The 26,282-nt window shown below is 29.2% G+C and carries 27 protein-coding genes, 1 pseudogene and 1 riboswitch; of the genes and pseudogenes, 7 read left to right on the forward strand and 21 right to left on the reverse strand.

Features of this window, described 5'->3' with window-relative positions:
- From eno to I2A66_RS06450, 12 genes and pseudogenes are all read right to left on the reverse strand, one after another.
- Positions 1-393: pseudogene (gene eno / locus I2A66_RS06395) on the reverse strand (phosphopyruvate hydratase); the annotation flags it as partial.
- Between the two features lie 201 nt (positions 394-594).
- Positions 595-2,124 (reverse strand): 2,3-bisphosphoglycerate-independent phosphoglycerate mutase, encoded by a 1,530-nt coding sequence (gpmI, locus tag I2A66_RS06400; RefSeq protein ID WP_195251263.1) that lies wholly within the window; start codon positions 2,122-2,124, stop codon positions 595-597.
- A gap of 14 nt (positions 2,125-2,138) precedes the next feature.
- Positions 2,139-2,882 (reverse strand): triose-phosphate isomerase, encoded by a 744-nt coding sequence (gene tpiA, locus I2A66_RS06405; protein WP_122638999.1) that lies wholly within the window; start codon positions 2,880-2,882, stop codon positions 2,139-2,141.
- Between the two features lie 170 nt (positions 2,883-3,052).
- Complete coding sequence (locus I2A66_RS06410; protein ID WP_147516627.1) at positions 3,053-4,252, reverse strand: phosphoglycerate kinase; 1,200 nt, start codon at positions 4,250-4,252, stop codon at positions 3,053-3,055.
- Positions 4,253-4,394: 142 nt separating this feature from the next.
- On the reverse strand, positions 4,395-5,402 hold the full coding sequence (gene gap / locus I2A66_RS06415) for a type I glyceraldehyde-3-phosphate dehydrogenase (RefSeq protein ID WP_195251265.1): 1,008 nt from the start codon (positions 5,400-5,402) through the stop codon (positions 4,395-4,397).
- A 63-nt stretch (positions 5,403-5,465) separates the two neighbouring features.
- On the reverse strand, positions 5,466-6,488 hold the full coding sequence (locus I2A66_RS06420; RefSeq protein ID WP_122638996.1) for a sugar-binding transcriptional regulator: 1,023 nt from the start codon (positions 6,486-6,488) through the stop codon (positions 5,466-5,468).
- A 137-nt stretch (positions 6,489-6,625) separates the two neighbouring features.
- Positions 6,626-7,975: an RNA polymerase factor sigma-54 gene (gene rpoN / locus I2A66_RS06425; RefSeq protein ID WP_122638995.1), complete on the reverse strand. Its 1,350-nt coding sequence runs from the start codon at positions 7,973-7,975 to the stop codon at positions 6,626-6,628.
- Positions 7,976-8,097: 122 nt separating this feature from the next.
- Entirely contained in the window at positions 8,098-8,973 is an 876-nt protein-coding gene (gene hslO, locus I2A66_RS06430; protein ID WP_195251267.1) for an Hsp33 family molecular chaperone HslO, read from the reverse strand.
- Between the two features lie 25 nt (positions 8,974-8,998).
- On the reverse strand, positions 8,999-9,748 hold the full coding sequence (locus tag I2A66_RS06435; protein ID WP_122638993.1) for a class I SAM-dependent DNA methyltransferase: 750 nt from the start codon (positions 9,746-9,748) through the stop codon (positions 8,999-9,001).
- Complete coding sequence (locus I2A66_RS06440) at positions 9,735-10,007, reverse strand: small, acid-soluble spore protein, alpha/beta type (protein WP_122638992.1); 273 nt, start codon at positions 10,005-10,007, stop codon at positions 9,735-9,737. The genes I2A66_RS06435 and I2A66_RS06440 overlap by 14 nt, the downstream gene beginning before the upstream one ends.
- Positions 10,008-10,078: 71 nt before the next feature.
- On the reverse strand, positions 10,079-11,197 hold the full coding sequence (locus I2A66_RS06445; protein ID WP_195251269.1) for a M20 metallopeptidase family protein: 1,119 nt from the start codon (positions 11,195-11,197) through the stop codon (positions 10,079-10,081).
- A gap of 43 nt (positions 11,198-11,240) precedes the next feature.
- Positions 11,241-12,434, reverse strand: a complete 1,194-nt coding sequence (locus I2A66_RS06450) for an L-serine ammonia-lyase (protein WP_147516632.1) — start codon at positions 12,432-12,434, stop codon at positions 11,241-11,243.
- A gap of 213 nt (positions 12,435-12,647) precedes the next feature.
- Positions 12,648-12,816, forward strand: a riboswitch (Lysine riboswitch).
- A 105-nt stretch (positions 12,817-12,921) separates the two neighbouring features.
- Here I2A66_RS06450 and I2A66_RS06455 point away from each other — a divergent pair.
- The 4 genes from I2A66_RS06455 to dapD are packed head-to-tail and all read left to right on the forward strand — an operon-like array spanning position 12,922 to position 16,350.
- Positions 12,922-13,920 (forward strand): aspartate-semialdehyde dehydrogenase, encoded by a 999-nt coding sequence (locus I2A66_RS06455; RefSeq protein ID WP_195251272.1) that lies wholly within the window; start codon positions 12,922-12,924, stop codon positions 13,918-13,920.
- A gap of 49 nt (positions 13,921-13,969) precedes the next feature.
- A complete protein-coding gene (gene dapA / locus I2A66_RS06460; protein WP_195251274.1) occupies positions 13,970-14,866 on the forward strand; it encodes a 4-hydroxy-tetrahydrodipicolinate synthase in 897 nt (298 codons plus the stop codon).
- Positions 14,860-15,603: a 4-hydroxy-tetrahydrodipicolinate reductase gene (dapB, locus tag I2A66_RS06465; protein ID WP_195251276.1), complete on the forward strand. Its 744-nt coding sequence runs from the start codon at positions 14,860-14,862 to the stop codon at positions 15,601-15,603. The genes dapA and dapB overlap by 7 nt, the downstream gene beginning before the upstream one ends.
- Positions 15,604-15,633: 30 nt before the next feature.
- The gene (gene dapD / locus I2A66_RS06470) at positions 15,634-16,350 is read left to right on the forward strand and encodes a 2,3,4,5-tetrahydropyridine-2,6-dicarboxylate N-acetyltransferase (RefSeq protein WP_147516635.1); all 717 of its coding nucleotides are present in this window, start codon (positions 15,634-15,636) and stop codon (positions 16,348-16,350) included.
- Between the two features lie 79 nt (positions 16,351-16,429).
- On the opposite strand, the gene I2A66_RS06475 is transcribed toward dapD, so the two are convergent.
- The 8 genes from I2A66_RS06475 to I2A66_RS06510 all read right to left on the reverse strand — a co-directional run bounded on the left by I2A66_RS06475 (position 16,430) and on the right by I2A66_RS06510 (position 23,936).
- Positions 16,430-17,032 (reverse strand): DUF4397 domain-containing protein, encoded by a 603-nt coding sequence (locus I2A66_RS06475; protein ID WP_122638985.1) that lies wholly within the window; start codon positions 17,030-17,032, stop codon positions 16,430-16,432.
- A 131-nt stretch (positions 17,033-17,163) separates the two neighbouring features.
- Positions 17,164-17,568 (reverse strand): VOC family protein, encoded by a 405-nt coding sequence (locus I2A66_RS06480; RefSeq protein WP_122638984.1) that lies wholly within the window; start codon positions 17,566-17,568, stop codon positions 17,164-17,166.
- An 87-nt stretch (positions 17,569-17,655) separates the two neighbouring features.
- The gene (gene hpt, locus I2A66_RS06485; RefSeq protein WP_122638983.1) at positions 17,656-18,195 is read right to left on the reverse strand and encodes a hypoxanthine phosphoribosyltransferase; all 540 of its coding nucleotides are present in this window, start codon (positions 18,193-18,195) and stop codon (positions 17,656-17,658) included.
- 69 nt (positions 18,196-18,264) lie between these two features.
- Positions 18,265-19,581, reverse strand: a complete 1,317-nt coding sequence (locus tag I2A66_RS06490) for an L-cysteine desulfidase family protein (protein WP_122638982.1) — start codon at positions 19,579-19,581, stop codon at positions 18,265-18,267.
- A 204-nt stretch (positions 19,582-19,785) separates the two neighbouring features.
- Positions 19,786-21,567 carry a sigma-54 interaction domain-containing protein gene (locus I2A66_RS06495; protein WP_122638981.1) on the reverse strand — a complete coding sequence of 594 codons (1,782 nt, stop codon included), beginning with the start codon at positions 21,565-21,567 and terminating at the stop codon, positions 19,786-19,788.
- 214 nt (positions 21,568-21,781) lie between these two features.
- Entirely contained in the window at positions 21,782-22,351 is a 570-nt protein-coding gene (locus I2A66_RS06500; protein ID WP_122638980.1) for a class I SAM-dependent methyltransferase, read from the reverse strand.
- Positions 22,352-22,441: 90 nt separating this feature from the next.
- Entirely contained in the window at positions 22,442-23,080 is a 639-nt protein-coding gene (locus I2A66_RS06505; RefSeq protein WP_122638979.1) for a single-stranded DNA-binding protein, read from the reverse strand.
- An 88-nt stretch (positions 23,081-23,168) separates the two neighbouring features.
- The gene (locus tag I2A66_RS06510; RefSeq protein WP_122638978.1) at positions 23,169-23,936 is read right to left on the reverse strand and encodes a polysaccharide deacetylase family protein; all 768 of its coding nucleotides are present in this window, start codon (positions 23,934-23,936) and stop codon (positions 23,169-23,171) included.
- A gap of 137 nt (positions 23,937-24,073) precedes the next feature.
- On the opposite strand from I2A66_RS06510, the gene I2A66_RS06515 reads away from it, so the two are divergent.
- The 3 genes from I2A66_RS06515 to I2A66_RS06525 all read left to right on the forward strand — a co-directional run bounded on the left by I2A66_RS06515 (position 24,074) and on the right by I2A66_RS06525 (position 25,279).
- Positions 24,074-24,247, forward strand: coding sequence for a hypothetical protein (locus tag I2A66_RS06515; protein WP_164488981.1), 174 nt, complete (start codon positions 24,074-24,076; stop codon positions 24,245-24,247).
- Positions 24,248-24,370: 123 nt separating this feature from the next.
- Positions 24,371-24,577 carry an alpha/beta-type small acid-soluble spore protein gene (locus tag I2A66_RS06520; RefSeq protein ID WP_122638977.1) on the forward strand — a complete coding sequence of 69 codons (207 nt, stop codon included), beginning with the start codon at positions 24,371-24,373 and terminating at the stop codon, positions 24,575-24,577.
- Between the two features lie 165 nt (positions 24,578-24,742).
- A complete protein-coding gene (locus I2A66_RS06525; protein ID WP_122638976.1) occupies positions 24,743-25,279 on the forward strand; it encodes a DUF4364 family protein in 537 nt (178 codons plus the stop codon).
- Between the two features lie 2 nt (positions 25,280-25,281).
- On the opposite strand, the gene I2A66_RS06530 is transcribed toward I2A66_RS06525, so the two are convergent.
- Positions 25,282-26,148, reverse strand: coding sequence for a YncE family protein (locus I2A66_RS06530; protein WP_122638975.1), 867 nt, complete (start codon positions 26,146-26,148; stop codon positions 25,282-25,284).
- Positions 26,149-26,282: the final 134 nt, after the last annotated feature.

The raw sequence follows: 26,282 nt of genomic DNA on the forward strand, positions 1-26,282 counted from the left end.
GAATAATGGTAATCCTAATTCTTCAGCAGCAGCTCTTGCTACAGCCATAGAAACTCCAAGTATAGCATTAGCTCCTAATTTACCCTTGTTGTGAGTTCCGTCTAATTCTATCATAACTGCATCTATTCCTGGTTGGTCAAAGCAGTCCATTCCTTCTAATTCTGGTGCTATTATTTCATTTACATTGTTAACAGCTTTTTCTACACCTTTACCGATGTATCTTCCTTTATCTCCATCTCTTAATTCTACCGCTTCGAAAGCTCCTGTAGATGCTCCTGATGGTACTATTGCTCTCCCCATAGTTCCGCTTTGTAATGTTACTTCAACCTCAACAGTTGGATTCCCTCTTGAATCTAATACTTCTCTAGCGTATACAGCTTCTATAACTGACATATTTCTATCTCCCTTCAATTTTCATAATATAATAATTAATATCTACACAATATATTAATTTAATTCCTTCTTTATATAAAAATATAAATTTGTTGATGGGCAAATTTTATTTAAATTTTTAAATTTGGTAATAAAATAATATATCGTGTATTTTATAATTTTCAAATATAATAAATTTATCTCAAATAATCATTTTTATAATCATTTTTTTATTAATGAATGACCAGTCATCTCTTCTGGTTGTTCTAAATGCATCATATCTAATACTGTTGGTGCTATATCAGATAATCTACCATCATCTAGTAATGTGGAATTTTTAAATTCTTCACCTGCAACTATAAATGGTACTGGATTAGTAGAGTGAGCTGTTATTGTTTTTCCAGTTTCTATATCTTCCATTAATTCTGCATTTCCGTGGTCAGCAGTTATTATTGCACTACCACCTTTTTCAATTATTTTATCAATTAGTTTTCCTACACAGCTATCAACTGTTTCAACTGCTTTTATTGCAGCTTCAATATTTCCTGTATGACCAACCATATCAGGATTTGCAAAGTTAACAACTATAAAATCAAATTTATCTTCATCTATTCTAGCTTCAACTTTTTCTAATAACTCATTAGCAGACATTTCTGGTTGTAAGTCATAAGTTGCAACTTTTGGAGATGGTATTAATAATCTTTCTTCACCTTGGTTTGGTTCTTCAACCCCACCATTAAAGAAGAATGTAACGTGAGCATACTTCTCTGTTTCAGCAGCTCTTAATTGAGTTTTGTTATTTTTAGCTAAAAATTCTCCTAAAGTATTGCTTAATGATTGAGGTCCAAATGCTATATGAACATTTTTAATAGTTATATCATATTCAGTTAAGCATACAAAGAAAGTCTTCATACAAGGTCTTTCAAAACCTACAAATTCATCACAAACTAAACTTCTTGTTATTTGTCTAGCTCTATCTGGTCTAAAGTTGAAGAATACTATAGAATCTCCTTCTTTTATAGTTCCAACAGGAGTATTATCCTTAACTATAACTGTTGGTAAGACGAATTCATCATTTTTACCATCATCATAAGAATTTTGTATAGCTTCAGTAGCAGAATTTGCAGTTTCACCTTTACCTTCTACCATTGCATTATATGCAAGCTCAACTCTTTCCCATCTTTTATCTCTATCCATTGCATAGTATCTACCACTTACAGAAGCAAATTCACCTACACCTACTTCATCCATAACATCTTGTATTTCTTTTACATATGTTATTGCACTTTGAGGATCTGTGTCTCTACCATCTGTAAATGCATGAACATATACTTTTTCTACACCATTTTTCTTAGCCATTTTTATTAAAGCTTTTAGATGATCTATATGTGAATGTACTCCACCATCAGATAATAATCCCATTAAGTGAAGTGCTTTATCTTTAGCATTTTCCATAGCTTGGCATAATACTTCATTTTCAAAGAATTCGCCATCTTCTATTGCTTTCGTTATTCTAGTTAAGTCTTGGTATACTATTCTTCCTGCACCTATGTTTGTGTGTCCAACTTCTGAATTACCCATTTGTCCATTAGGTAAACCAACATCTAGTCCACTAGCATTTATTGTTGTGCTTGAATATTCATTAGATATTCTATCTAAGTTAGGAGTCTTAGCAGCAGCTACAGCGTTCCCTTTAGTTTCACTAGTATATCCGTAACCATCCATTATGATTAAAGCAACTGGTTTTTTCATAATTATTTCACTCCTTAGAAATTTACAAGCTTTACATAATCGTCAGCAGCTAAGCTAGCACCACCAACTAAAGCTCCATCTATATCACTTTGTGCCATTATTTCTGCAACGTTTGCAGGTTTAACACTTCCACCATATTGTATTCTAACTTCATTAGCTAAATCACCATATAAACCTTTTACTACTTCTCTTATATAAGATATAACATCGTTAGCATCTTCAGCAGTAGCTGTTTTACCAGTTCCTATTGCCCATATTGGTTCATACGCTATAACAACTTTAGATAAGTCTTCTTTAGCTACATTTTCTAAAGCTTTTTCAACTTGAACTTTACAAACTGCTTTAGTTTCACCAGCTTCTCTTTGTTCTAGAGTTTCTCCACAACAAAGTATTGGAAGTATACCATGCTCTAAAGCTTTTAAAACTTTTTTATTTACAGTTTCATCAGTTTCATTGAAGTATTCTCTTCTTTCTGAGTGCCCTATAACTACATAGTCTACACCTATCTCTTTTAGCATTGATGGTGCAACTTCACCTGTAAAAGCTCCACTTTCTTCAAAGTGCATATTTTGAGCTCCAACTTTTATATTAGTTCCTTTAGTAACTTCTTTTAAATCTTTTAAAGCTAAGAAAGGTGCACATATTACTGCTTCTACATTTCCATTGTTTACTCTATCTTTAACATCATTAACAAAAGCAACAGCTTCTGCTATTGTTTTATTCATCTTCCAGTTTCCTGCTATTATAGGCTTTCTCATTTTCAATTCCTCCACATTTGACTAAACTTTAAGGAAAATCCATTCCCTAATTGGATTTTCCTTAAGTTTAATCTTGATAATATTTAAGGTAGTTTTATTTTCATAAAACTGCTGTGGTAACTTATTTATATTTTAAAATTGAGTACTATACTCTATTGTTAATTTCTATATTATTTGTTATCTAAAGCTACTATCCCTGGTAATTCTTTACCTTCTAAGAACTCTAATGATGCTCCTCCACCAGTAGAAACGTGAGTCATTTTATCTCCGAATCCTAATTGGTTAACAGCTGCAGCAGAATCTCCACCACCGATTACTGTAGTAGCATCAGTTAAGGCTGCCATAGCTTTAGCTACTGCTAATGTACCTTTGTTGAAGTTTTCAAACTCAAATACTCCCATTGGTCCATTCCATACTATTGTCTTAGATTCATTTACAGTATTTACATATAATTCTATTGTTTTTGGTCCTATATCAAGTCCCATGAATCCTTCTGGTATGTCAGCTCCTTCAGTTATAACTGGCTCAACATCAGCAAACTTATCAGCTACTGCATTATCTATTGGTAGTAAGAATTTAACACCTTTAGCTTCAGCCTTAGCCATCATTTCTTTAGCATATTCAACTCTATCTTCTTCGACTAAAGAAGTTCCTATTTCATATCCTAAAGCTTTTAAGAATGTATAAGACATTCCTCCACCTATTATTATGTTATCAACTTTTTCTAATAATTGTTCTATAACAGCTATCTTATCAGAAACTTTAGCTCCACCTAATATTGCAGTGAAAGGTCTAACAGGGTTTGCAACAGCTTCACCTAAGAATTTTAATTCTTTTTGGATTAAATATCCACAAACTCTTTCTTCTAAGAATTCTCCAGCACCTACTGTTGAGCAGTGAGCTCTATGAGCAGTACCAAATGCATCATTTACAAATATTTCAGCTAAAGAAGCTAATTCTTTAGAGTAATTTTCTTCATTTTTAGTTTCTTCTTTTCTGTATCTAGTGTTTTCAAGTAATACTACATCACCATTTTGCATTTTTTCTACATCAGCTTTAGCATTTTCTCCTACAACATTAGCATCAGCAGCAAATACTACTTCTTTACCTAACATTTCAGATAATCTTTTTGCAACTGGTGCTAAAGATAATTCTGGCTTAGCTTCACCTTTTGGTTTTCCTAAGTGAGAGCAAAGTATTACTTTAGCTCCATTTTCTATTAAATACTTTATAGTTGGTAATGCTCCGTTTAATCTATTTTCATCAGTTATAACTCCATCCTTTAAAGGTACGTTGAAGTCACATCTTACTAATACTCTTTTTCCGTTCACGTTTATATCTTCTATACTTTTTTTATTAAGCATTGACATTATGTATTCTCCTTCTAACACCGAATTATATATATATTCCCTTTATATCGTATACAATAAATTCATACTCTTAGGTACAATTTTTTAGAAAAAAAGTCCAGAGCCCGTAGTATAAAACTACAAACCCGGACCTTGTTTAAAATTACTTAGCTAAGTTAGCAAAGTATCCTAATGTTCTTATTAATTGAGAAGTATAAGACATTTCATTGTCATACCAAGAAACAACTTTAACTAATTGTTCTCCGTTTACTTCCATAACTTTTGTTTGAGTAGCATCGAATAATGATCCGTAGCTTATTCCAACTATATCAGAAGATACTAATGGCTCTTCAGTGTATCCGAAAGATTCATTTGAAGCAGCTTTCATAGCAGCATTTATTTCTTCTACAGTTACATTTTTATCTAATGTACATATTAACTCTGTTATTGATCCAGTTACAACTGGAACTCTTTGAGCAGCTCCGTCTAATTTACCTTTTAATTCTGGTATAACTAAACCTATAGCTTTTGCAGCTCCTGTAGTGTTAGGAACTATGTTAGCAGCAGCAGCTCTAGCTCTTCTTAAATCACCTTTAGCGTGAGGACCATCTAAAGTATTTTGGTCATTAGTGTAAGCATGTATAGTTGTCATGAAACCTTTTTGTAATCCAAAAGCATCATTTAAAGTTTTAGCCATTGGTGCTAAACAGTTAGTTGTACAAGAAGCTCCTGATATAACAGTTTCGCTTCCATCTAATATATCGTGGTTTACATTGTAAACTACAGTTTTTATATCCCCTGTTGCTGGTGCAGAAACAACAACTTTCTTAGCTCCAGCTTCTAAGTGAAGACCAGCCTTCTCTTGAGAAGTGAAGAATCCAGTACACTCTAATACTATATCAACATTTAATTCTTTCCATGGTAAGTCTGCAGGATTTCTTTCAGCAGTTACTTTTATTTCTTTTCCGTTAACAACGAAAGCTCCGTCTTTAACTTCTATTTCACCATTGAATCTACCTTGAGCAGTATCATACTTGAATAAGTGTGCTAAAGTTTTAGCATCTGTTAAGTCGTTTATTGCAACAACATCAAACTTATCAGTTTGTTCCATTAATTTTCTTAATGCAAGTCTTCCTATTCTCCCAAATCCATTTATAGCTACTTTAACCATCGTGCTACCTCCTAAGTGTATGTATATTTATAATATATTTTTACTAGCTTAGCTAGTGGTTAACTAATTTGTATCTAGAATCTTATATGCACTGTCTTCATCTGTTACAAGGACGATATTTTTATCTACCTTTGATATTGCTATACAAGCTTCTACTTTTCTTGAACCTCCAAATATGGCAATTGTTTCTCTTACATTATTTACAGTATTTAAGTCTATACCCACAGTATTCAACTTATATACTATATCACCATCTTTATTGAAGTAATAACCAAAGGCTTCACATACAGCTCCTTTTGATATAATTTCTTCAACTTGTTCATCTGGTATTTTTCTTCTTCTTGCCATCTCATCAGCTCTACCAATACCAAAAACTAATATATTAGTTTTTTCTATATAATCTAATGTTGTTTTTATTTCTGGCTCTTGTGTTAAGCTTTTCTTCGCTTCTTCACTTAATTCATCTGGTATATTTAATAATTTATAATGTGAATCTAACTTCTTACTTATGTTTGAAACTATATTACTTGTTTGAGTTTCTACGATTTTTCCCATACTACCTCTAGCTGGTACTACCGTAACATCAGTATATTTCTTTTCTGTTTTTAAAGCTTTAGAAAACTCTAACATTGTACTTCCACCAGTTATAGAAACTACATCTTCTGGTTTTAATACTTGAAGAAAATACTCAGCTCCACATTTTACTATGTCATGTAAAATACTTTCGTTGTTATCAAAGCTACCTGGTACTAATAAAACCTTTTTTATACCTAGCTTTTCTTTTACCTTATCTTGTAATCTTGAAAGTCCCATTATATCATTCATAGCATCTTTTAGATCTTCTAGAAGTTCTTCACCTTCTAAAGTAATATTCATGCCTGAACCTGCAACACTTATAAGTCCTTGTTCCTTTAATGACTCTGTTTCAGATCTTATAATTCTTTCACTTATATCTAATATATTCGATAAGGTTCTTCTTCCTACTGGTTGACTTAAGGAAATCTGTCTAAGAATAGAGTATCTTCTTTCCATAAGCTCCACTACTTGGGGAATTATTTTTTTTTGAAGTTTAATTAAGTCTTTCATTTTATGACTCCTTGGTGTAATTTAACGGGACATTAATTGTCCCTACATTCAATTTTAGTCCCACAAGATAATTTAATTTTAAATCATATCCCAATTTATTTCAATAGTTTTAGTATAATTTTTTTTATTTTTTCTAATTATAACCTTTTTCGTTTACTTGAGGATAATATACCTAGCTCTTCTCTATATTTGGCTACAGTTCTTCGAGCTATATTTATACCTTCTTCATTTAATATTTTTGCCAATTTATCATCACTTAAAGGCTTGTCCTTATTTTCTTCGCTTATTTTATCCCTTATTATCTTTTTTATGCTTATACTAGACATAGACTCACTTCCATCTATATTTATAGAACTGCTAAAAAAGTATCTTAATTCAAAAGTTCCATATGGAGTTAATATATATTTTCCATTTACACCCCTACTTATTGTAGACTCATTAATATCTAATTCGTTTGCTATAAATTTCATAGTCATAGGTTTTATAAATTCAATACCTTTATTTAAAAAGTCTTTTTGATTGTTTACTATACATTCTGCAATTTTAAGTATAGTATTTTTTCTATTCTCAATATTATTAATTAGACTTAAAGCTGAATTTAATTTTTCTTTAATATATTTTTGGGTTTCCTTATCAGAGTTAGAATTTTTAAGTATATCTTTATAAAAGTTATTTATATTCAATTGATATGAACTACTTTGATTTAAATAGACTAAAAACTCATTTTCTATTTTTTCTACTACAACATCAGGCTTTATATATAATATTTCATCACCTTTATTAGAGTAATTATCATATGGCTTTACACTCAAACCTTTTATTATATTAAATATTTCTTTAAATTCTCCTTTCGATATATCATATTTTTTACATAATTCTTTGTACTTACTAGAAGCAATCAGTTCTAAATCATTTAGTATGATATTTTTTAATAGTGAATTAAGTATTCCCATATTTTTTAATTGAATTATTAGACACTCTTTCACAGATCTTGCTCCTACTCCACTTGGATCAAATCCTTGTATTATTTCTAAACATTTATTATATACTTCATTGTTTATATTAAATTCACTTATTATTTCTTCATCACTAATATTTAAATATCCATCTTTATCTAAACTATCAATTATATATTCACAAATTTTTTTTTCTAAATGACTTACTTTATGTAAATTAAGCTGAAGATGTAGATCATCATAAATATTATTGGGACTTTTAATAACATTTTCTAAATTTAGCTCATTATCATTAAATTCCCTTTCTTTATGATTAATTATATTATTTCTTTCATTACTCTTAATATATTCTTCCCAATTTATATCATTATTTTTTTCAGCTTCTAATAAAGGGTTATCTTCAAGCTCTCTTTCTATTTCTTTATCTAAATCTATATTATTCATATGCAATATATTTAGAGATTGAATTAATTGAGAGTTTATTACTAGATTTTGAGATTGAGTTATTTCTAAGTTGTTTTTAATGTACATATTTTAACCCCCTATCAACTTTTATTAACTCTTATTTTTTTGTATAAAAATAAACCCTTATACTAAGGTCTACCAACAAGTTTAGTATACCATAGCACAAGGGTTTAAAATAAGTTATTTAATTACATATTGTGTAAAACTTCTATAAGTTCTTCTTCTGTGTAATTGTATTTTCTATTACAGAATTGACATCCAACTTCTGCTTTTTTGTCTTCTTCTATTATCTCAGTTAAAGCAGTTTTACCTATAGCAACTAGTGCATCTTTAACTTTTTCTTTTGAACACTCACATTCAAATTTAACTTCACATTTATCTAATATTTTTGGATCTAATCCATTTAATACTATATTTAATATATCTTCTGGAGTTTTACCTTCTTTAAGCATATTTGTTATAGATGGTAAATTTGATATATTTTTCTCTAATATAGATATATTTTCTTCCTCCGCATCAGGCATTAATTGAACTATAAATCCACCTGCATATTCAACTTCATCACTTCTTGTAAGAACACCTAAAGAAACTACTGATGGAGTTTGCTCAGATAATGCAAAGTAATGAGTAAAGTCATCAGCTATTTCTCCACTTACTAGCGGATAAGAACCATTATAAGGTTCTCTAAGGCCTATATCTTTTATTACCTTAACATGTCCATTAGTTCCTACTGCTCCTGCTACATTTAATTTCCCATTAGGATAATTTTCAAATTCTACATAAGGATTTGAAACGTATCCTTTTACATTCCCTTTTGAATCAGATGTAACAAGTATTGTTCCTATTGGACCTCCACCTTTTATTATAACTGTTACTTTATCTCTTTCATTTTTCATCATTAAGCCCATCATTGATGTTGCTGTTAGCGTTCTTCCTAATGCTGCAGTTGCAACCTTAGTTGTATCATGTAAACTTCTTGCTTCTTCAACTAAGTCTCTAGTAGTTGCTACGAAGGCTCTAATTTGTCCGTTTCCTGCAGTTGCTCTTATTACATAATCTTTCATTTCGTATTCCTCCGATAAATCCTAATTATTTCTTACATACAAAGAATATTCTTTCACTGTCATCTTTAGGACTTTCAAAAGTAAAGTCTCCATATGTTTTTATTTTATTAAATCCTACTTTTTTTAGTAGGCTTATTATTTCTTCTTCCTTGTATGCTCTTTGTAAATGAGTTTCTTCAAATCTATCAAATCTCTCATCTTCTTCATCTCTTATAAAGAATGCTAACTCCATTTCAACTAAGTTCTCTTCTTCATCAAAATAATTTTGCCACATATAGGCTATATCTTCTCTATTTTCACCGTACATATTATTTCCTAATACAGTTGATAGTTTATAAAATGAACTTATATCAAATATAAATAATCCATTTTCTTTTAATAGTTCATATGACTTAGAAAATACATTTTCTAAGTCTTCATCATAAGTTATATAATTAAATCCATCACAAGCACATAGAATACAGTCAAGGTTTGGTATATCAAAATCTAATTCAGCAATATCTTGTTGAAGTAGTACTAATTCAACGCCTTCATCTTCACCTTTTTCTCTAGCTACACTAAGCATTTCTTCTGATATATCTATACCCGCAATATCATAATTCTTCTTAGTTAAAGGTATTGTTAAGTTACCTGTTCCACATGCTAATTCTAATATATTTTTAACCTGTGCATCTTCATTCTTTATTATATTCTCTATATAGTCAACCCATCCGTCATAATCAACTTCATTCATAAGTTCATCGTATACGAATGCAAAATCTTTATACTGATTCATCCTCTTTATTTTTGTCCTCCATCATCTTTTTCTTTTGTTTTTTTCGTGATGTAAGTATTCCACCAATTCTGCCTGCTTCTTTTGCAGTAAGACCTGCCCATCCACGTTCACTAACCTTATCTAATAAGCCTAGTTCTGATGCTATCTCATATTTCATTATATCATTATCTGTCAATGGCTTTAGCTTCTTTTTATTAGCTCCTTTTTTAGTTCTTTCACATTTTTCTATAAGTTCTTTATTTAATTCATTTTTTTCCATAAAAACACCCCTTCTTTTCTGTATTTTTATCATCTAGACAAAATTTATACAAAAAACAAAGGGGTTAATTTTTAATTTAGTGATTTTTTAGCTTTTAATAATTTAATATATATTTCTAAGGCATTTAAGAAAATTTTTTCATCAAAATTGAAATTAATATTATGAAGTCCATTTATATATCCTTTTTCTTCATTTCTAGAACCTAACATAAAAAATAATCCTGGAACTTCTTTTTGATAGTATGAAAAGTCCTCCGATATCATTAAAGGGTCTAACTTTATTATTTTATCTTCACCTATTATATTTATAAATTCATCATACAACTTTTTATCATTATTTACAGCAGGATAAAAATCTCTTATCTCTGCATCAATTTTACAATTATACATAACTTCACACCCAGATACAACTTCCTTAATTCTCTTTTTCATATGTGCGTAAGTTTCTGGACTAAATGTTCTCATAGTTCCTTCTAAATATGCATTTTCAGCAACTATATTTCTTACAGATCCTGCATTTAGTTTTCCTATTGTAATTACTCCATTATCTATAGGACTTAAGTTTCTAGAAACTATACTTTGTAAATTGCTTATTAAGCTAGAAGCAACTACAGTAGCATCTATTCCATTTTGAGGCATAGCTCCATGGGCACTTTTAGCAGTTATATTTATATCTATTTCTGCTCCTTGTGCTAAGAAATAACCATCTCTTAAACCAATATATCCTTCTGGTATTTCAGGATATATGTGTAATCCATATATTTCATCTACATTATAATATTTGAGAACACCTTGTTTTATCATTTCTTCAGCTCCACCAGGCGCTTCTTCTGCTGGTTGAAATATAAATACAATATTATCATTTAAATTATGCCTATTATTATTTAGATATTCTATTAATCCAAGTAAAATACTCATATGCCCATCATGTCCACATAAATGCTTAACTCCATTTTCAGTACTTAATGCGTCAATATCTGATCTAAATGCTATAGTTTTTATAGGATTTTTTCCTTTTATAATACCTACCGTACCAGTTTCTATATAAACACTATATTCTATTCCTAATTTATCTAAATAACTTCTTATATATTTTGATGTATTATATTCTTTTCTACCTATTTCACCAATATTATGTAATTTATTTCTATGATTTTTCAGTTTTTCAAACAATGCCTCTATGTCATTCATATTTTTCTTCCCCCTTGAGTGAATTATTTAAACTATGTTTTTGTTAACATGAGAAAAAGTGCTTAGCTAAACCACCTTTAGCAGTTTCTTTATATTTATCCATCATATCTATACCTGTTTCCTTCATAGTTTGAATTACTTGATCTAATGTTATAAAATGTGTTCCATCTGTCAATAAAGCATAGTTAGCTGAGTCTAAAGCTCTTTCTGCTCCGATAGCATTTCTTTCTATACATGGAATCTGAACATACCCATATACCGGGTCACATGTCATTCCTAAGTGATGCTCTAATGCTATTTCAGCTGCATACTCTATTTGCTCAGTAGTTCCACCTTTAAGATATGCAATAGCTGCAGCAGCCATAGAACATGCAGCACCGATTTCACCTTGACATCCTACTTCAGCACCTGAAATTGATGCATTGTATTTTATAATATTTCCAATCAATCCTCCTACTAATAATGCCTCATTTATTTGATTATCAGTATATTCACCATGGTCTTGTAAACTTAAAAGTACCCCTGGTATAACTCCTGCTGAACCACATGTTGGAGCTGTAACTATCATATTTCCAGAAGCATTTTGCTCTGAAGCAGCTAATGCATAAGAAAATAACATAGTTGTAAATTTATTACTTTCTAAATATTTATTATAAAAGTCTTTAGCACGCCTTTTTAATTGTAACTTGCCAGGTATAAATTCGGTTGATTCTAATCCTTCTTTTATAGATCGTCTCATCGCTATTCTTATATTATCTATATATTCAAAAGCATCGTCATCTTCATTTTCTAAAACATAATCCAATAAGGTTTTATTATTTTCATTACACCAATTCATAATATCTGTCATTGTAGTCAAAGGGTATTGTTTACTAATATTTGATGTATTTTCATTTTCTTCTTTTAAACTTCCTCCGCCTATTGAAAACACTGTATACTCATCTATCACATTATTATCTTTATCTAGAGCCCTAAATGTCATTCCATTTGGATGGAAATCTCTTATTTCATCTGGTTCCCATATTATTTCAACACTTTTAGGTTCTAATGTTTTTTTTATAATATAATCTGTCAAGTGACCTTCCCCTGTTGCCGCTAAACTACCATATAAATTTACTCTAAAACTATCTGCATTATGATTCTTATCTCTAAACTTTTTAGCTGCTCTTTGCGGACCCATTGTATGAGAGCTTGACGGACCACAACCAATTTTAAATAATTCTTTTAAAGTATCCACTAAATTTCCCCCTTATATTGTGATAATTAGTATATTCCTTCAATTTTAATTATATCTTTTTGTCATATTATTAGATACAAATTATTCATTAAAATTTAGAATTTTTTCAACCTAATTTCATTATTTGCATTAAAATTTAGAATTTTCTAAAATTTAAATTGATTTTTAGAGATTTATACATTAAAATTATACTAAATTATTTATAGTCTCTTAACCTATCGTAGAGGCGCTGTAATTATTAGTAACTAATTGTAGCTGGCAAGCGTTAATAATTAGAGAAAGGAATTATAGCCGAAGATATATCTTGGCAAAGGTATTTTCTGGGATTGTATAGAATATATACAATACTGTCACTTATCTTAAGTGTTGAGCTACAAGGTTTACTTTTATGTATTTTAAAACGTACAAAGTATACCTTTGTACGTTTTTTTAATTGTATGTATTTTATATAACTTTGGTAAATATATATTAAATTGGGGTGATTAAAATGAAAAAGATAAATGTGGCAATAGTTGGTGCTACTGGTATGGTTGGTAGAACATTTTTAAAAGTGTTAGAAGAAAGGCATTTTCCAATAAAAAATCTTTATTTATTTTCATCTGCTAAATCAGCAGGTTCTGTAGTTAAATTTGCAGGAAAAGAGTATATAGTTGAAGAATTAACTAAAAACTCTTTTGATAGAGATATACAAATAGCATTATTCTCTGCAGGTGGATCTATAAGTGAAAAATTTGCACCTATTGCAGCATCTAAAGGAGCTATTGTAGTAGATAATTCCAGTCAGTGGAGAATGGACCCTAATGTTCCATTAGTGGTTCCTGAAGTTAATCCTGATGCAGTTAAAGATCATAAAGGGATTATAGCTAATCCAAATTGCTCTACTATACAAGCTGTAGTTCCATTAAAACCACTTCAAGAAAAATATAAAATAAAAAGAGTTATTTACTCTACATACCAAGCTGTATCTGGTTCTGGTGTGAGAGGAGTTAAAGATTTAGAAAATGGTGTAAACGGAGAAGCTAATAGCTTTTATCCTCATCAAATAGCCTTTAACTGTCTTCCTCATATAGATGTATTTACTGAAAATGGCTATACAAAAGAAGAGATGAAAATGGTAAACGAAACTATGAAAATATTTAATAACTATAACTTAAAAGTCACTGCTACTACAGTTAGAGTTCCTGTTAAAAACTGTCATAGTGAATCTATAAATATTGAGCTTGAAAATCCATTTGAACTTAATGATGTAATAAATGATTTAAAAAATGCAGATGGTGTTGTTGTAATAGATAATCCAGAAAAATTAGAATATCCTACAACAATTGATGCAAACGGTAATGATGAAGTTTTTGTTGGAAGAATAAGAAGAGACTTTAGTATCGATAACGGATTAAACTTCTGGTGTGTAGCTGATAACATCAGAAAAGGTGCTGCTACTAATGCAGTTCAAATAGCTGAGTTGCTATTAAAATATAATTTAGTTTAAATTTATTAAAAATTATTTTTAATTTTTATATTTTAAGGGGGATATCGTTATGATATTTAAAGGATCTGCAGTTGCTTTAATTACTCCATTTGATGAGAATGGTAGAGTTAACTATGAAAAACTTGATGAATTAGTTGAATTTCATATAGAAAATAATACAGATGCTATAGTTGCTTGTGGTACTACAGGTGAAGCTAGTACTCTTGATGATGAAGAGCATCTTGCTGTTATAAAATATGTTATAGATAAGGCTAATAAAAGAATACCTATCATAGCTGGCACTGGTGGAAATGATACTATTCACTCTATTTATATGTGTCAACAAGCTGAGAAATTTGGAGCAGATGCTCTTTTAGTTATAACACCTTATTATAATAAAGGAAATAAATCTGGAATAAAAAAACACTTTGAAACTATAGCCTCTAGCGTTAATATACCTATAATAATGTATAACGTTCCTAGCAGAACTGGTGTCAATCTTGCTCCTAGTATGGTTTCTGAACTTGCTCAGGTTAAAAACATAGTTGGTATAAAGGAAGCTAGCGGAAACTTAGCTCAAGTTGCTGAAGTTTGTAGATTAGTTCCAAAAGATTTCGCTGTTTACTCTGGTAATGATGATACTATATTACCATTATTATCTCTTGGAGGCCATGGTGTAATATCAGTACTGGCTAATATTTGTCCTCAAGAAACTCATGATTTAGTTTATAAATTCTTTGAAGGAGATATAAATGGTTCTAGAGAACTTCAACTTGGAATGAAACCTCTTATAGATGCTTTATTTATAGAGGTAAATCCTGTTCCAGTAAAAACAGCTGCTAATTTACTTGGATTCGAGGTTGGTGGTTTAAGACTGCCTCTTGCTGAAATGGATCCTAAAAATGTAGAAGTTCTAAAGCAACAATTAGTCAATTGTGGACTAAAATTACAGGAGGGAACATGCTAAAAGTAATAATAAATGGATGTAGTGGAAAAATGGGAAGAGTTTTGGCTAACTGTGTTAATGAGGACTCTAATTTAGAATTAGTTTGTGGGGTTTCTCCTCAAAATAACAATGATTTAGGATTTAAAGCATACTCTTCTTTTGACTATGTTAGTGAAAATGCTGATGTTATAATAGATTTCTCACATCACTTAGCTTTAGATGAAGTTTTAAGTTATGCATTAAAAACTAAAACTCCACTAGTTATAGCTACTACAGGTTATAATGATGAAGAGTTGGATAAGATTTATAATGCATCTAAAGCTATACCTATATTTCACTCTTATAACATGTCTTTAGGAGTTAATGTATTACTAAGATTAGTAAAACAGGCTGCTAAAGCACTAAGTGATTTTGATATAGAAGTAATCGAAAAACACCATAATAAAAAGGTAGATGCTCCAAGCGGTACCGCTGTAATGATAGCTAACTCTATTAAAGAGGTTTTACCAATGTCAGAAAATAAATATGGGCGATATGGGCGTGAAGCTAAAAGAAAAGAAAATGAAATAGGTATACACGCTATTAGAGGTGGAACTATTGTTGGTGAACATGACGTAATATTTGCTGGTCATGATGAAGTTCTTGAAATAAAGCATACGGCCCAATCTAAGGACATATTTGCAAAAGGATCTATTACTGCTGCTAAATTTTTAGCTAATCAAGATCCTGGATACTATAACATGGATAATATATTTTAATTAAGACATAATCAAGGGGGAATTCAACTTATGATAAATTTAAATGATGCTTATGAAATTGCAAGATTTATAAAGGACTCAGAAAAGCAAACACCTGTAAAAATATATATTACTGGTAAGCTTTTACGTTTAAAAAGAAACGATAAATTTAAAGTTTTTGGAGGTAATGGTTCTTATACTTTAATCGGAGATTATAATGTTATAATGAATGAGCTTGAAAGTGTAAAAAACCATATTGACGATATTCATATAGAATATGATAGAAGAAACTCTGCTATCCCTATGTATAACTATTTACATGAAGAAGCAAGAATTGAACCAGGTGCACTTATAAGGGATATGGTTACTATCGGTAAAAATGCAGTTATTATGATGGGAGCTGTTGTTAATATAGGAGCTGTTATAGGTGAAGGTTCTATGGTAGATATGAATGCAGTAATCGGAGCAAGAGGCATAATAGGTAAAAATGTTCATCTAGGAGCTTGTTCTGTTGTAGCAGGTGTTTTAGAACCACCTTCTGCTACTCCAGTAGTAATAGAGGATGATGTTGTTATTGGTGCTAACTGTGTTATTTTAGAGGGTGTAAGAGTAGGTAAAGGTGCTGTTGTAGCTGCGGGTTCTGTTGTTACAAAAGATGTCGAACCTAATACAGTAGTTGCTGGTTCACCTGCTAAATTATTAAAATTTAAGGATGAAAAAACTTCATCTAAAACACAAATATTAAGTGATTTAAGGAAATTAGATTAATATATCATTTACCAGCCTAAATGATAAAAGCTATAAACAATTAGACTCATATCTATTGTTTATAGCTTTTTATATTGTTTTAATTCATAAATGTAGCTCCATCTAAAGATTGGATTACTTCCGCATTTGGTAAATTTCCTACAGCATAGAACGTATATATCCTTCCAGCATTTAATATTACCTTATTTTTTAATATTATTTTTCCCTCTTCAGATTCTTCTATATTAACTACATATTCACCTGCCAAAACAGTTACATAAGGAGTTACTTCTCTAAATTCCACATTACTATATAAATTTTGTCCATTTACTTCAATATTAACTGATGGTCCATTTGGAACTAAGTGTACAACTCTAATTTTAGCATTATTCCCCTCTACAACCTCAGCCTCTTCTACCACAGGAATTAATATTACATCATTTTCACTACCACTAATAGCAATTGTTGCTAATTCCCCTACTTTTACATCTATTTTTTCATTTATTATAGGGTTCTCTTGAGTATCAATAGGATACACAGTTACAGTATAATTGCCTTCCGGTACATATACATACGGACTAAATTCAGTAAAAGCTAAGTTTTTATAAAAAGGCATATTATTTATATATATATCTACTCTATCCCCTTCTGGCACAGCATGAAGCATTCTAATCAATGAATACTTTAAATTCCAATCTCTCACAATATCAACCCCCTATTAAATATAGTACTACTATTATCATATTTAGTTTATAATGTTTTTGATACAATTAAAGCCTCCACATATAACTAAGGTATACTTCTTAATTTATATAAGAGGCGTTTTTATTTTTATTATATATTTGTATCTCTAATTTCTATTTCTGTACCTTCTGGTGCTTTAATTTTGAACAATTTACAACCTTCTACATTATAAATAATCTCTCCATTTTTAACCTTAAAATTATCATAACCCATATCTATAATTCTATTATATTCTTCATCAATATTATCCACTAAAAAACACATATGAACGATTCCCTCATTTTTAGAACTCCACTTATTAAGAGACTCACCATTCTTAGCAGTTTGAAGTTCTATCATGAATTCTCCAAATTTAAGCCAAGTATTAAAATCTCTACCATGAAAACCTTCACTAACCTGAACAACTTCAAACTCCATAACATCTCTATAAAACGCCAAAGATTTCTCATAATCCTCAGTCTGAATACAAACATGATGCATAACTCTTTTGCTCATCATAATATCTCCTTTATTTTAAACATTTCAACCAAAAAGAGGTTTTGTGTTCGTTAATCCCAGCGAACACAAAACCTCCAGACATACCTATCTATCTTCGTTTGTTACGTTAAATACATATGGTACATTTCTATAGTAATCACCATAGTTTAGTCCATAACCAACAACAAACTTATCTTCTATTTCAAATCCACAATAATCAGGTACTAATTCTACTTTTCTTCTACTTGGCTTATCTAATAATACACAAGATTTTATACTAGCAGGATTTTTTCCACTTAAATGCTTTATAACAAAGTCCATAGTAAGAGCACTATCTGTTATATCATCTACAACTAAAACATCGTATCCAGATAAATCTGCCTTTACATCTGATACTACATTTACAGTTCCTGAACTCTCTTCACCATGTCCATAACTTGCTGTTGTCATAAACTCTATTCTAACTGGAACACTTATTTGTCTAACTAGATCCGCACAGAATATAAAACTTCCCTTTAATAGTGATACTACTAATAAGTTTTTATCCTTATAATCTTCTGATATTTGAGCTCCAAGCTCTTTTAATCTTTCGTTTATTTGTTCTTCAGAACATAAAACTTCCCATTTCTTAGTTGCTATATCCATAATGTAACCTCCACTTGTAATAATGATAAATCCATTTTATAGGAGATTAGCTTCTTTTGCAAGGAGGATTTAATTTAACTTATTCATCTCATCCATTACCTTTATTATAACTTTATCAGTAGTTGACATACCCTTATCACTTACTTTACCTAAGTTCTTTATACTTTGTTCAACTCTAGAACCTACAATTCCATTCATAGGTGGTACATAACACCCTTGTTTCGCTATTATTGCACTTTGAACAGCTGCAGATGCTGCTGATGCTAGTTTTAATGCACAACCAGCTTTTGCTCCATCACAAATCATTCCACTTAAATTTGCCACCATATTTTCTATAGCACCTTCAATTTGACTTATATCTTTACTCATTAACCATGATATTGCTGCTGTTGCTCCTGTTGATGCAGCTACTCCACAACCACAAACTGCAGATAATCTACCTGTAAAGTTTTTAACATATGCTGTTACTAAATGAGATATTGCTAAAGCCTTAGCTAACTCTTCTTCAGACTTTGGAAACTTTCTATTATACGCTACGATTGGAAGTATTGCTGTTAATCCATGATTTCCACTTCCATTAGAACTCATAACTGGCATTTTTACACCAGCCATTCTTGCATCTGATGCAGCTGCCGTTATCATCATAGCTTGGTTCATTAAATCATCACCTAGAATACCTTCCTCCATGGATTTTTTCATACCATAACCTACACCAATTCCAACTTTTCCCTCTAATCCAACTTTCGCTATCTCCTCATTCATAGATATACCATCTAATAAAAACTTTATATCTTCAAAATTAAGCTTTTCAATATTTTCAACCAATTCTTTTATAGTTATACTATCCATTATGTTTTCTTGTTTATCGATTGTTATCGATTCTTCTTTTACTTCTTCTGTTAGTTCTTCTTTATTTAATATAATTTGCCCGTCTTTTTCTAAATATATAAAATTATCATGTTTATTTCTTATTACAACTTTTACACTATGATTTTTTCCTTTTAAAATAACCTCTATATAAACTTTCTCATCTGTATCTAATGGTGATATATCTATTGGATTATTATCCATATAATCTTCTGCAGCCTTTACTTGAGTGCTATCTAAAGTTTCTAGAACTTGAAGACCATTTTCTGAATGTCCACCTAATAACCCCATAGCTGCTGATATCTTTAATCCTAATCTATCTGTACCTGGTATTCCAACACACATACCATTTTTATAAACATTTGGACTTAATAATATTTTATTGCTAACAATTTCTTCTCCTAGTAATTCTTTTGCTTTTGCACAAGCTAAAGCTACTGCTACTGGTTCAGTACATCCTAGCGCCGGCTTAACTTCTTCCATTAATATATTTATTAAATTATTTCTTATATCTCTCATAATAATATAACCTCCTAATAAATTTTATTATACATTTATATACAGCATTTTTCATGCCAACTTTTAAAATTTTATTAATTTTTTATAATTAAGGTATATACTTGATTTTGTACTTAGAAATTTTATTAGTTTTTATATATATAATATTTTTCAACAAATATAGTCTCAAAATAAAAAAATATAGTCTCAAAATGAGAATTTGTATCATTTTGAGACTATATTATATTTTTCTAACTTTCTATATAAAGTGGCTCTAGATATACCCAAAGATTTAGCGACTAATTCTTTATCTTTTTTATAATCTTTATATTTATTTAAAGCTTTAATAATTTCATTTTTTTCTAGCATTTCTAATGTATTTATTGTAGTATTCTCTTTTATAAATTTATCTATACGTCTTGCTTTTATTTTCTGAGGAATCACATCTAAAGTTATAATGGAAGATGTCGACATATTAATACTGTATTCTATTATATTTTGTAGCTCTCTTATATTTCCAGGCCACTTGTAATCAATCATTACTTGTAATGCATTATTGTCAATTGACTCTACATCCTTACCTAGCTTTTTTGCATATTCTTTAATTGTATAATTTATAAGTAAAGGAATATCTTCCTTTCGTTCTCTAAGACTTGGTAAATGTATTGGTATAACATTTAATCTATAGTATAAGTCTTCTCTGAAGCTTCCCTTAGATACCATTTTTTCTAAGTCTTTATTAGTTGCAGCTATAATTCTTACATCTATAGATACATTTGATTTTCCACCTATCTTATCAAGCTCTTTTTCTTGTAACACTCTCAGTAATTTTGCTTGAAGATGTAAGCTCATATCTCCTATTTCATCTAAAAAAATTGTTCCATTATGAGCCAATTCAAACTTACCTAATTTTCCACCTTTTTTAGCTCCTGTAAATGCACCTTCTTCATATCCAAATAGCTCACTCTCTAAAAGGTTATCTGGTATAGCTGCGCAATTAACTGCTATAAAAGGATTTTCACATCTATAACTATGATTATGTATAGCTCTAGCAAATAACTCTTTTCCTGTACCACTTTCTCCAGTTATTAAAACTGTAGAATTAGATTTAGATGCTACTAAAGCTTCTTTTTTAATATTACTTATTATATCGCTATCTCCAATAATATTATCTAACATTATCTTATAGTCATTGTTTATCTTATTATAGTTTTTTATAGCTTCTCTTTTGTCTATAAAATCAATTACATAACCTTTTAAATTTTCTTTTACTATAATCTTATTTATGTTATATATCCCCTTTAAATTACGTCTATTTTTATGGTAAAAAAACATGCCTGACTTATATGCCCTAAAATCTTTATTAAGAGAGTTATTTACAAAATTTAATATTTCATCAATATTTTTATTTTCTATATCATAACTATCAAGTTCAAAAAATTCCTTGAATTTAGAATTATACTTATCTATTTTACCATTTACATCTATAGAAACGATAGCCTTGTCCATACTATCAATTAATATTTCAAGTTTTTTCTTTTCTAATTCTAGCTCTTCAGTTTTAATTTGAGCTTTTAATTTGTTAGAAATTAAATCTGCCATCTTTCCTAGAAAATTTAAAAGACCTTCGATATTATGCATTATTCTTTCTTTTTGCTCTTCATTAAATGCTATAAGACCAATAACTCCATATGAATGCCCATCTAATGTGATAGGACAACAAACCTCTGCATACTCCTTACAAAATTGATTATTATCACATACTATGCATACCTTACTAATATGAGGATCATCTATAACAATTGATACTTGTTCTTGTAAAGATTTTTTAAATGCAGAGTATCCATCAATTCGTTCTCCTATCTTGTTTAAGTATCTTCCTGTTCCAGCTATCCTAATTAAACTTTCATCTACTATAGTCACCTCTATATTCAGAACTGAAAGTATAGCTTCTGCTATGTTTTGAATTTCATCCTTTATATACTCTAAGCTATTCATTTTTATCATTCCTTATTTTTCTTTAGACGTATCAATTCCTTTATTTCCTTTAATGTCACATATATCTTATTTAGCGTAAATTGAATTGACATAAGTATTACAAACAACATGACTACTACTATTAGTGTAAAATTTATATTCATACCTATTATTCTCTCCTATAATAAAAGACCAGGATAACCTAGTCTTTAGTATTTTTATTCACAATTATATTTTAATTCATTTATTTCATTTTTCCTATATAAATGTATCTTTCATCCTTTATTTCCTTGAGAGCACCTTCAAAATTTAATTTTGAAAATAAATTAAGTATTTCTTGTGGATAATTATAGTGTACATTTTCTCCTAGAAGCCTATGCTTAAAATATTTTAACTTTACTTTCAAGTTTTTTAAGTTGTGGTCTTCTAGAATAAGCTCGCCCTTCTTCTTTAAAACTCTACGTATCTCATGTGATGCCTTTTTACAGTTGCTGGTATGGTTAAAGTGATCTAACACTATAACTTTATCAAAGAAACTATCATTAAAAGGCATATATTCTAGTGCACCTCTTACAACAGTACAGTTCTCATTATTCACTAAAGATGGACATACATCTTGATAGTTACTATGTTCTAATATCGTTACGTTAACACCCAGCATCCTAAGTTTTTTGCCTAAGTTGCCTACATCTCCAACAAGCAGTATCTTGTCTCCTATATCATATTTAATCGTATCCAAAAAACATGTTATGTCGTCTGATTCTTCAATTCGGTCTGAGTTTGGCTCATAGTCATGATATAATGCGCTCTTCACAGTGCTCCCCCTCTTATCTTTTCTCAAAATTTATCATAAAATAGATTATAATAAATCATGAGCAACTATTCAATACATAAATAGAAGTATTTATTCTTGAGCATTATTTTCAGATAATTTTTTAATTTTAGATATAGATACTTCATAAGCTACTTTTTTGATAGGATCTCCATTTTCAACCTTTTTCTCATATTCTCTACTTTGAACTCGTCCCCACATCTGTACCCTATCACCAACTTTTAGGGTCTTGGCAAATTTCGCATTTCTACCCCATACAATAGATGGAATATAATCAGATTTATTATATGGTCTATTTATTGCAACTAACAGATCTGTAATTTCTCTTCCTAAAGGTGTTTTTCTATATATAGGTTCTTTGCATATATACCCATCTAAGAATATACTATTTGGATCCTTATTTTCTTCTTCAGATTGCTTTAATTCTCTAACAAACACAGTCAAAACCAATCTGTTTTTATTATCAATATTTTTATTATAAGATCTAAGTTGACCTATAACATTTACTAAATTATTATTTTTTATATCAACATCTTGTAATAATCTTTCTGATATAGTTAATGGTAGTATGTCATAAGATTCGCTTAATCTATTTATTTTTATTTTTGTATTATAAAACTTTTCCCCAAAGATTTCATGACTAAAGTCTAAATTATCGTCCATTTCTCCTCTTAGGTATACTACATTAGTGTCATCCTTTATATCTATCATATTATTTATCCTCCCACAATTGTTAATTCTATTATTTTATCTCAATCTTATATAATAAATATATTTATAACTACTTAAATTTATTACATTAATTCTCTTTTGACTTTTGGACTCCCGAAGAGTTTATAGTATAGTTATCTTTATAAATTAAATCTGATACTTTACAAATACCGTATCCGTTTTTTTCAAGTTGAGTAATAGCAGTATCTAGATATTCCTTTACGTTACTAGAACTCGCATGAAATAAAACTATTGATCCAGGTTGAACACTTTTGTATACTCTCTCTGTTATCTGATCTGCGCTTATTCCCTTCCAATCTAGTGAATCTACATCCCATTTTATAACTGTATAATCTAAAGATTTACAAACTTCCATCACTTCATCAGTAACCTCTCCAAATGGTGGTCTAAATAATGTTACTCTTTGTCCTGTTATATTAGATATTTTTTCTGATGTGATTTCTATCTCATTCATAATATCTTCATCAGGTGTTTCTTTCATATTAGGATGAGTATTTGAATGATTTCCTATTTCATGACCCTTTTCACTTATTAGCTTAACTGTATTCTTATTATCATCTATCCAGCTTCCAACTAAAAAGAATGTCGCCTTTATATTGTGCTTATCTAATACCTCTAATATTTCATCTATATTTTCACTTCCCCATGCAACATCAAAAGTTATAGCTATTTTTTTTTCATCTGTGTCAACACTATATATAGGCATATTTGCATCATCACTTATATTACATATGTACTTAATTCCAAAAACTAAGGCAAATACTGATAATAATGCTAATAAAAAAAAAGTTATACTTAAAAAGAAGGCCTTAGTTCTTTTCCATCTTAAACCCATATCACACCTCCTTTATATATATAATCCTATATTTAAAACTTATTTTCTTTTATTTCAAAAAATTACTACAAAGATAAATTTATTATTTGGGCAATTTAGAATTAAGAAATAAAATAAATAATTAAGGTGGTGTAATTATGGCAGACATAAAAAATTCTTTAAAAAACATTCAAGCAAAAGAAAGCCTAAAAGCAACTGTTAACACTGTCACTAGTAATATTAATAATAGTTATACTAGGGAACCTCATGGACTTTATGAAGGTATTAGAAAAGATAAAAAAATAAAAATGAACCATAAAATATATGAATAAGCCTAAATACATTAATATATAAATTAACTTATTTTTACAGTATATAAAATTTCAATCTGGTCAAAATACTAGTAACAACACAATTAAATGTGTTGTAAATGACAACTAAGGAGGAAATTTACTATGTCAAATACTAATAACAAAACAGTCGTACCTGAAGCGAAAGCTGCTTTAAATCAAATGAAATTAGAAATAGCTAACGAAATAGGTTTATCTAACTACGAAAACATAGATAAAGGTAACTTAACTGCTAGACAAAATGGTTACGTAGGTGGATATATGACTAAGAAATTAGTTGAAATGGCTGAGCAACAAATGGCAGGCAAATAAGCCTATAGTAAATTTTTATAGTTAGTTAAAAGTAAGGCTACCAAATTTTTCGGTAGCCTTTTTGTTTGTTTTATACGAAATTAAATATTAAGTAAATTGTACTTTTAATTTTATATATTTTGGTTTAATATAATATATAGAAATAGTTTTACGGAGGATGATATTATGTTTGAAAACTCATCTGAAGAGTTAGCTTATCATAAGCTATTAATTTTATATATTTTAGATAGGATTAATATGGATTTAACTAATTCTCAAATAACCCAAGTTGTTTTAGAAACTGAAATGATGAATTATTTTTCATTACAACAACTTCTATCTCAACTTATGGAATCTAAGTTTTTAATTACATATAAAGACTCTGATAGAGAATATTACTCTCTCACACAAAAAGGGATTGAAACATTGGAATATTTTTTATCTAGGATACCTGAGAATTCTACTAGAAAAGTTGATGAATACTTATTATCTAACAAAGAAAGTTTGCTAGCTGATACTCAAGTTAAGTCTAGTTTTGTTAAACAAAGCGATAATGAATTTATAGTTAATTTAAGAGTAATTGAAAATCAATGTAATTTAATAGATTTAAATTTAAATGTTTCTTCTGAAAAACAAGCTCAGCTTATTTGTAATAATTGGAAGAATAATGCATCAGATATGTATGCAGAAGTTATAGACTTACTAATACGAAACAATCATTAAGCCTACATACACACTATGCTTGTAGGCTCTTTTCCAACTTTAATTTCTTTTATTAACTGATTCGTAATACAATTATAAACCTTAATCATGTTATTTTGACTATCTGATACAAATAAAAAATTACCATCATTTGAAATTTCTAATCCTTGTGGTGTTCCATCTACACTTATATTAGCAATATATTTACCTGTATAAAAATCTAATATTTTTATATTTTTATATGCTAAATCTGCTATATATACTCTTTTATTTTTATAATTAAATCTAATTTCAAGAGGCAATAAAAAATCATTTAGTACTTTTCTTATTTCCATGCTTTTTAAATCTATTATCATAACCTTTCCATCTAAAGTAGATATATATATATGATTGCTTTCTTTATTAATTTTAAGATGCCATGCTTTAGAACTTATATTCATTTGCTTATCTATTTGCTTTCTATCTACATCTATACATACAATTGAATTTATACAGGATACATATATTTTTTTTGAAACTTCATCAAAATCTAATCCATGAGGTGTGTGTTCTAAATTTATAACCCCAACAGGAGTCAATGTCTCTCGATCTAAAAAGTATATACTATCTGAATCTTCATTAGATATAAATACTTCTTTATTACATAGTATTACTTGACTTAAATTTCCGCCGACAGAAACTGTATCTAAAATATTATCATTATTTAAGTCATAAATATAAATTATTCCATTACTTGAACTAGGTATATAAATTAAATTTTTTTCTTTATCTATACAAAAATGATGTGGATAAATACTCTCTTCTAAATTTATTACCTTCTCTACTTCAAGGGTGTAATAATCTATTATACTTATACTCTTAGATAGATAATTAGATATATATATCTTCAAAAAATCCCCCCTTCCATAACCTACGTATTATATAATAATATATTATTCATTTGTTAGGATTATTCATTGCTTTATTTAACTTATATTGGTATTATTATTTTTATAATAATTATATTTATTAAGGAGATAGTGTT

Origin of the sequence: Romboutsia sp. 1001713B170207_170306_H8 (genome assembly GCF_015550495.1) — a bacterium.
Classification (GTDB): Bacteria; Bacillota; Clostridia; order Peptostreptococcales; family Peptostreptococcaceae; genus Romboutsia_E.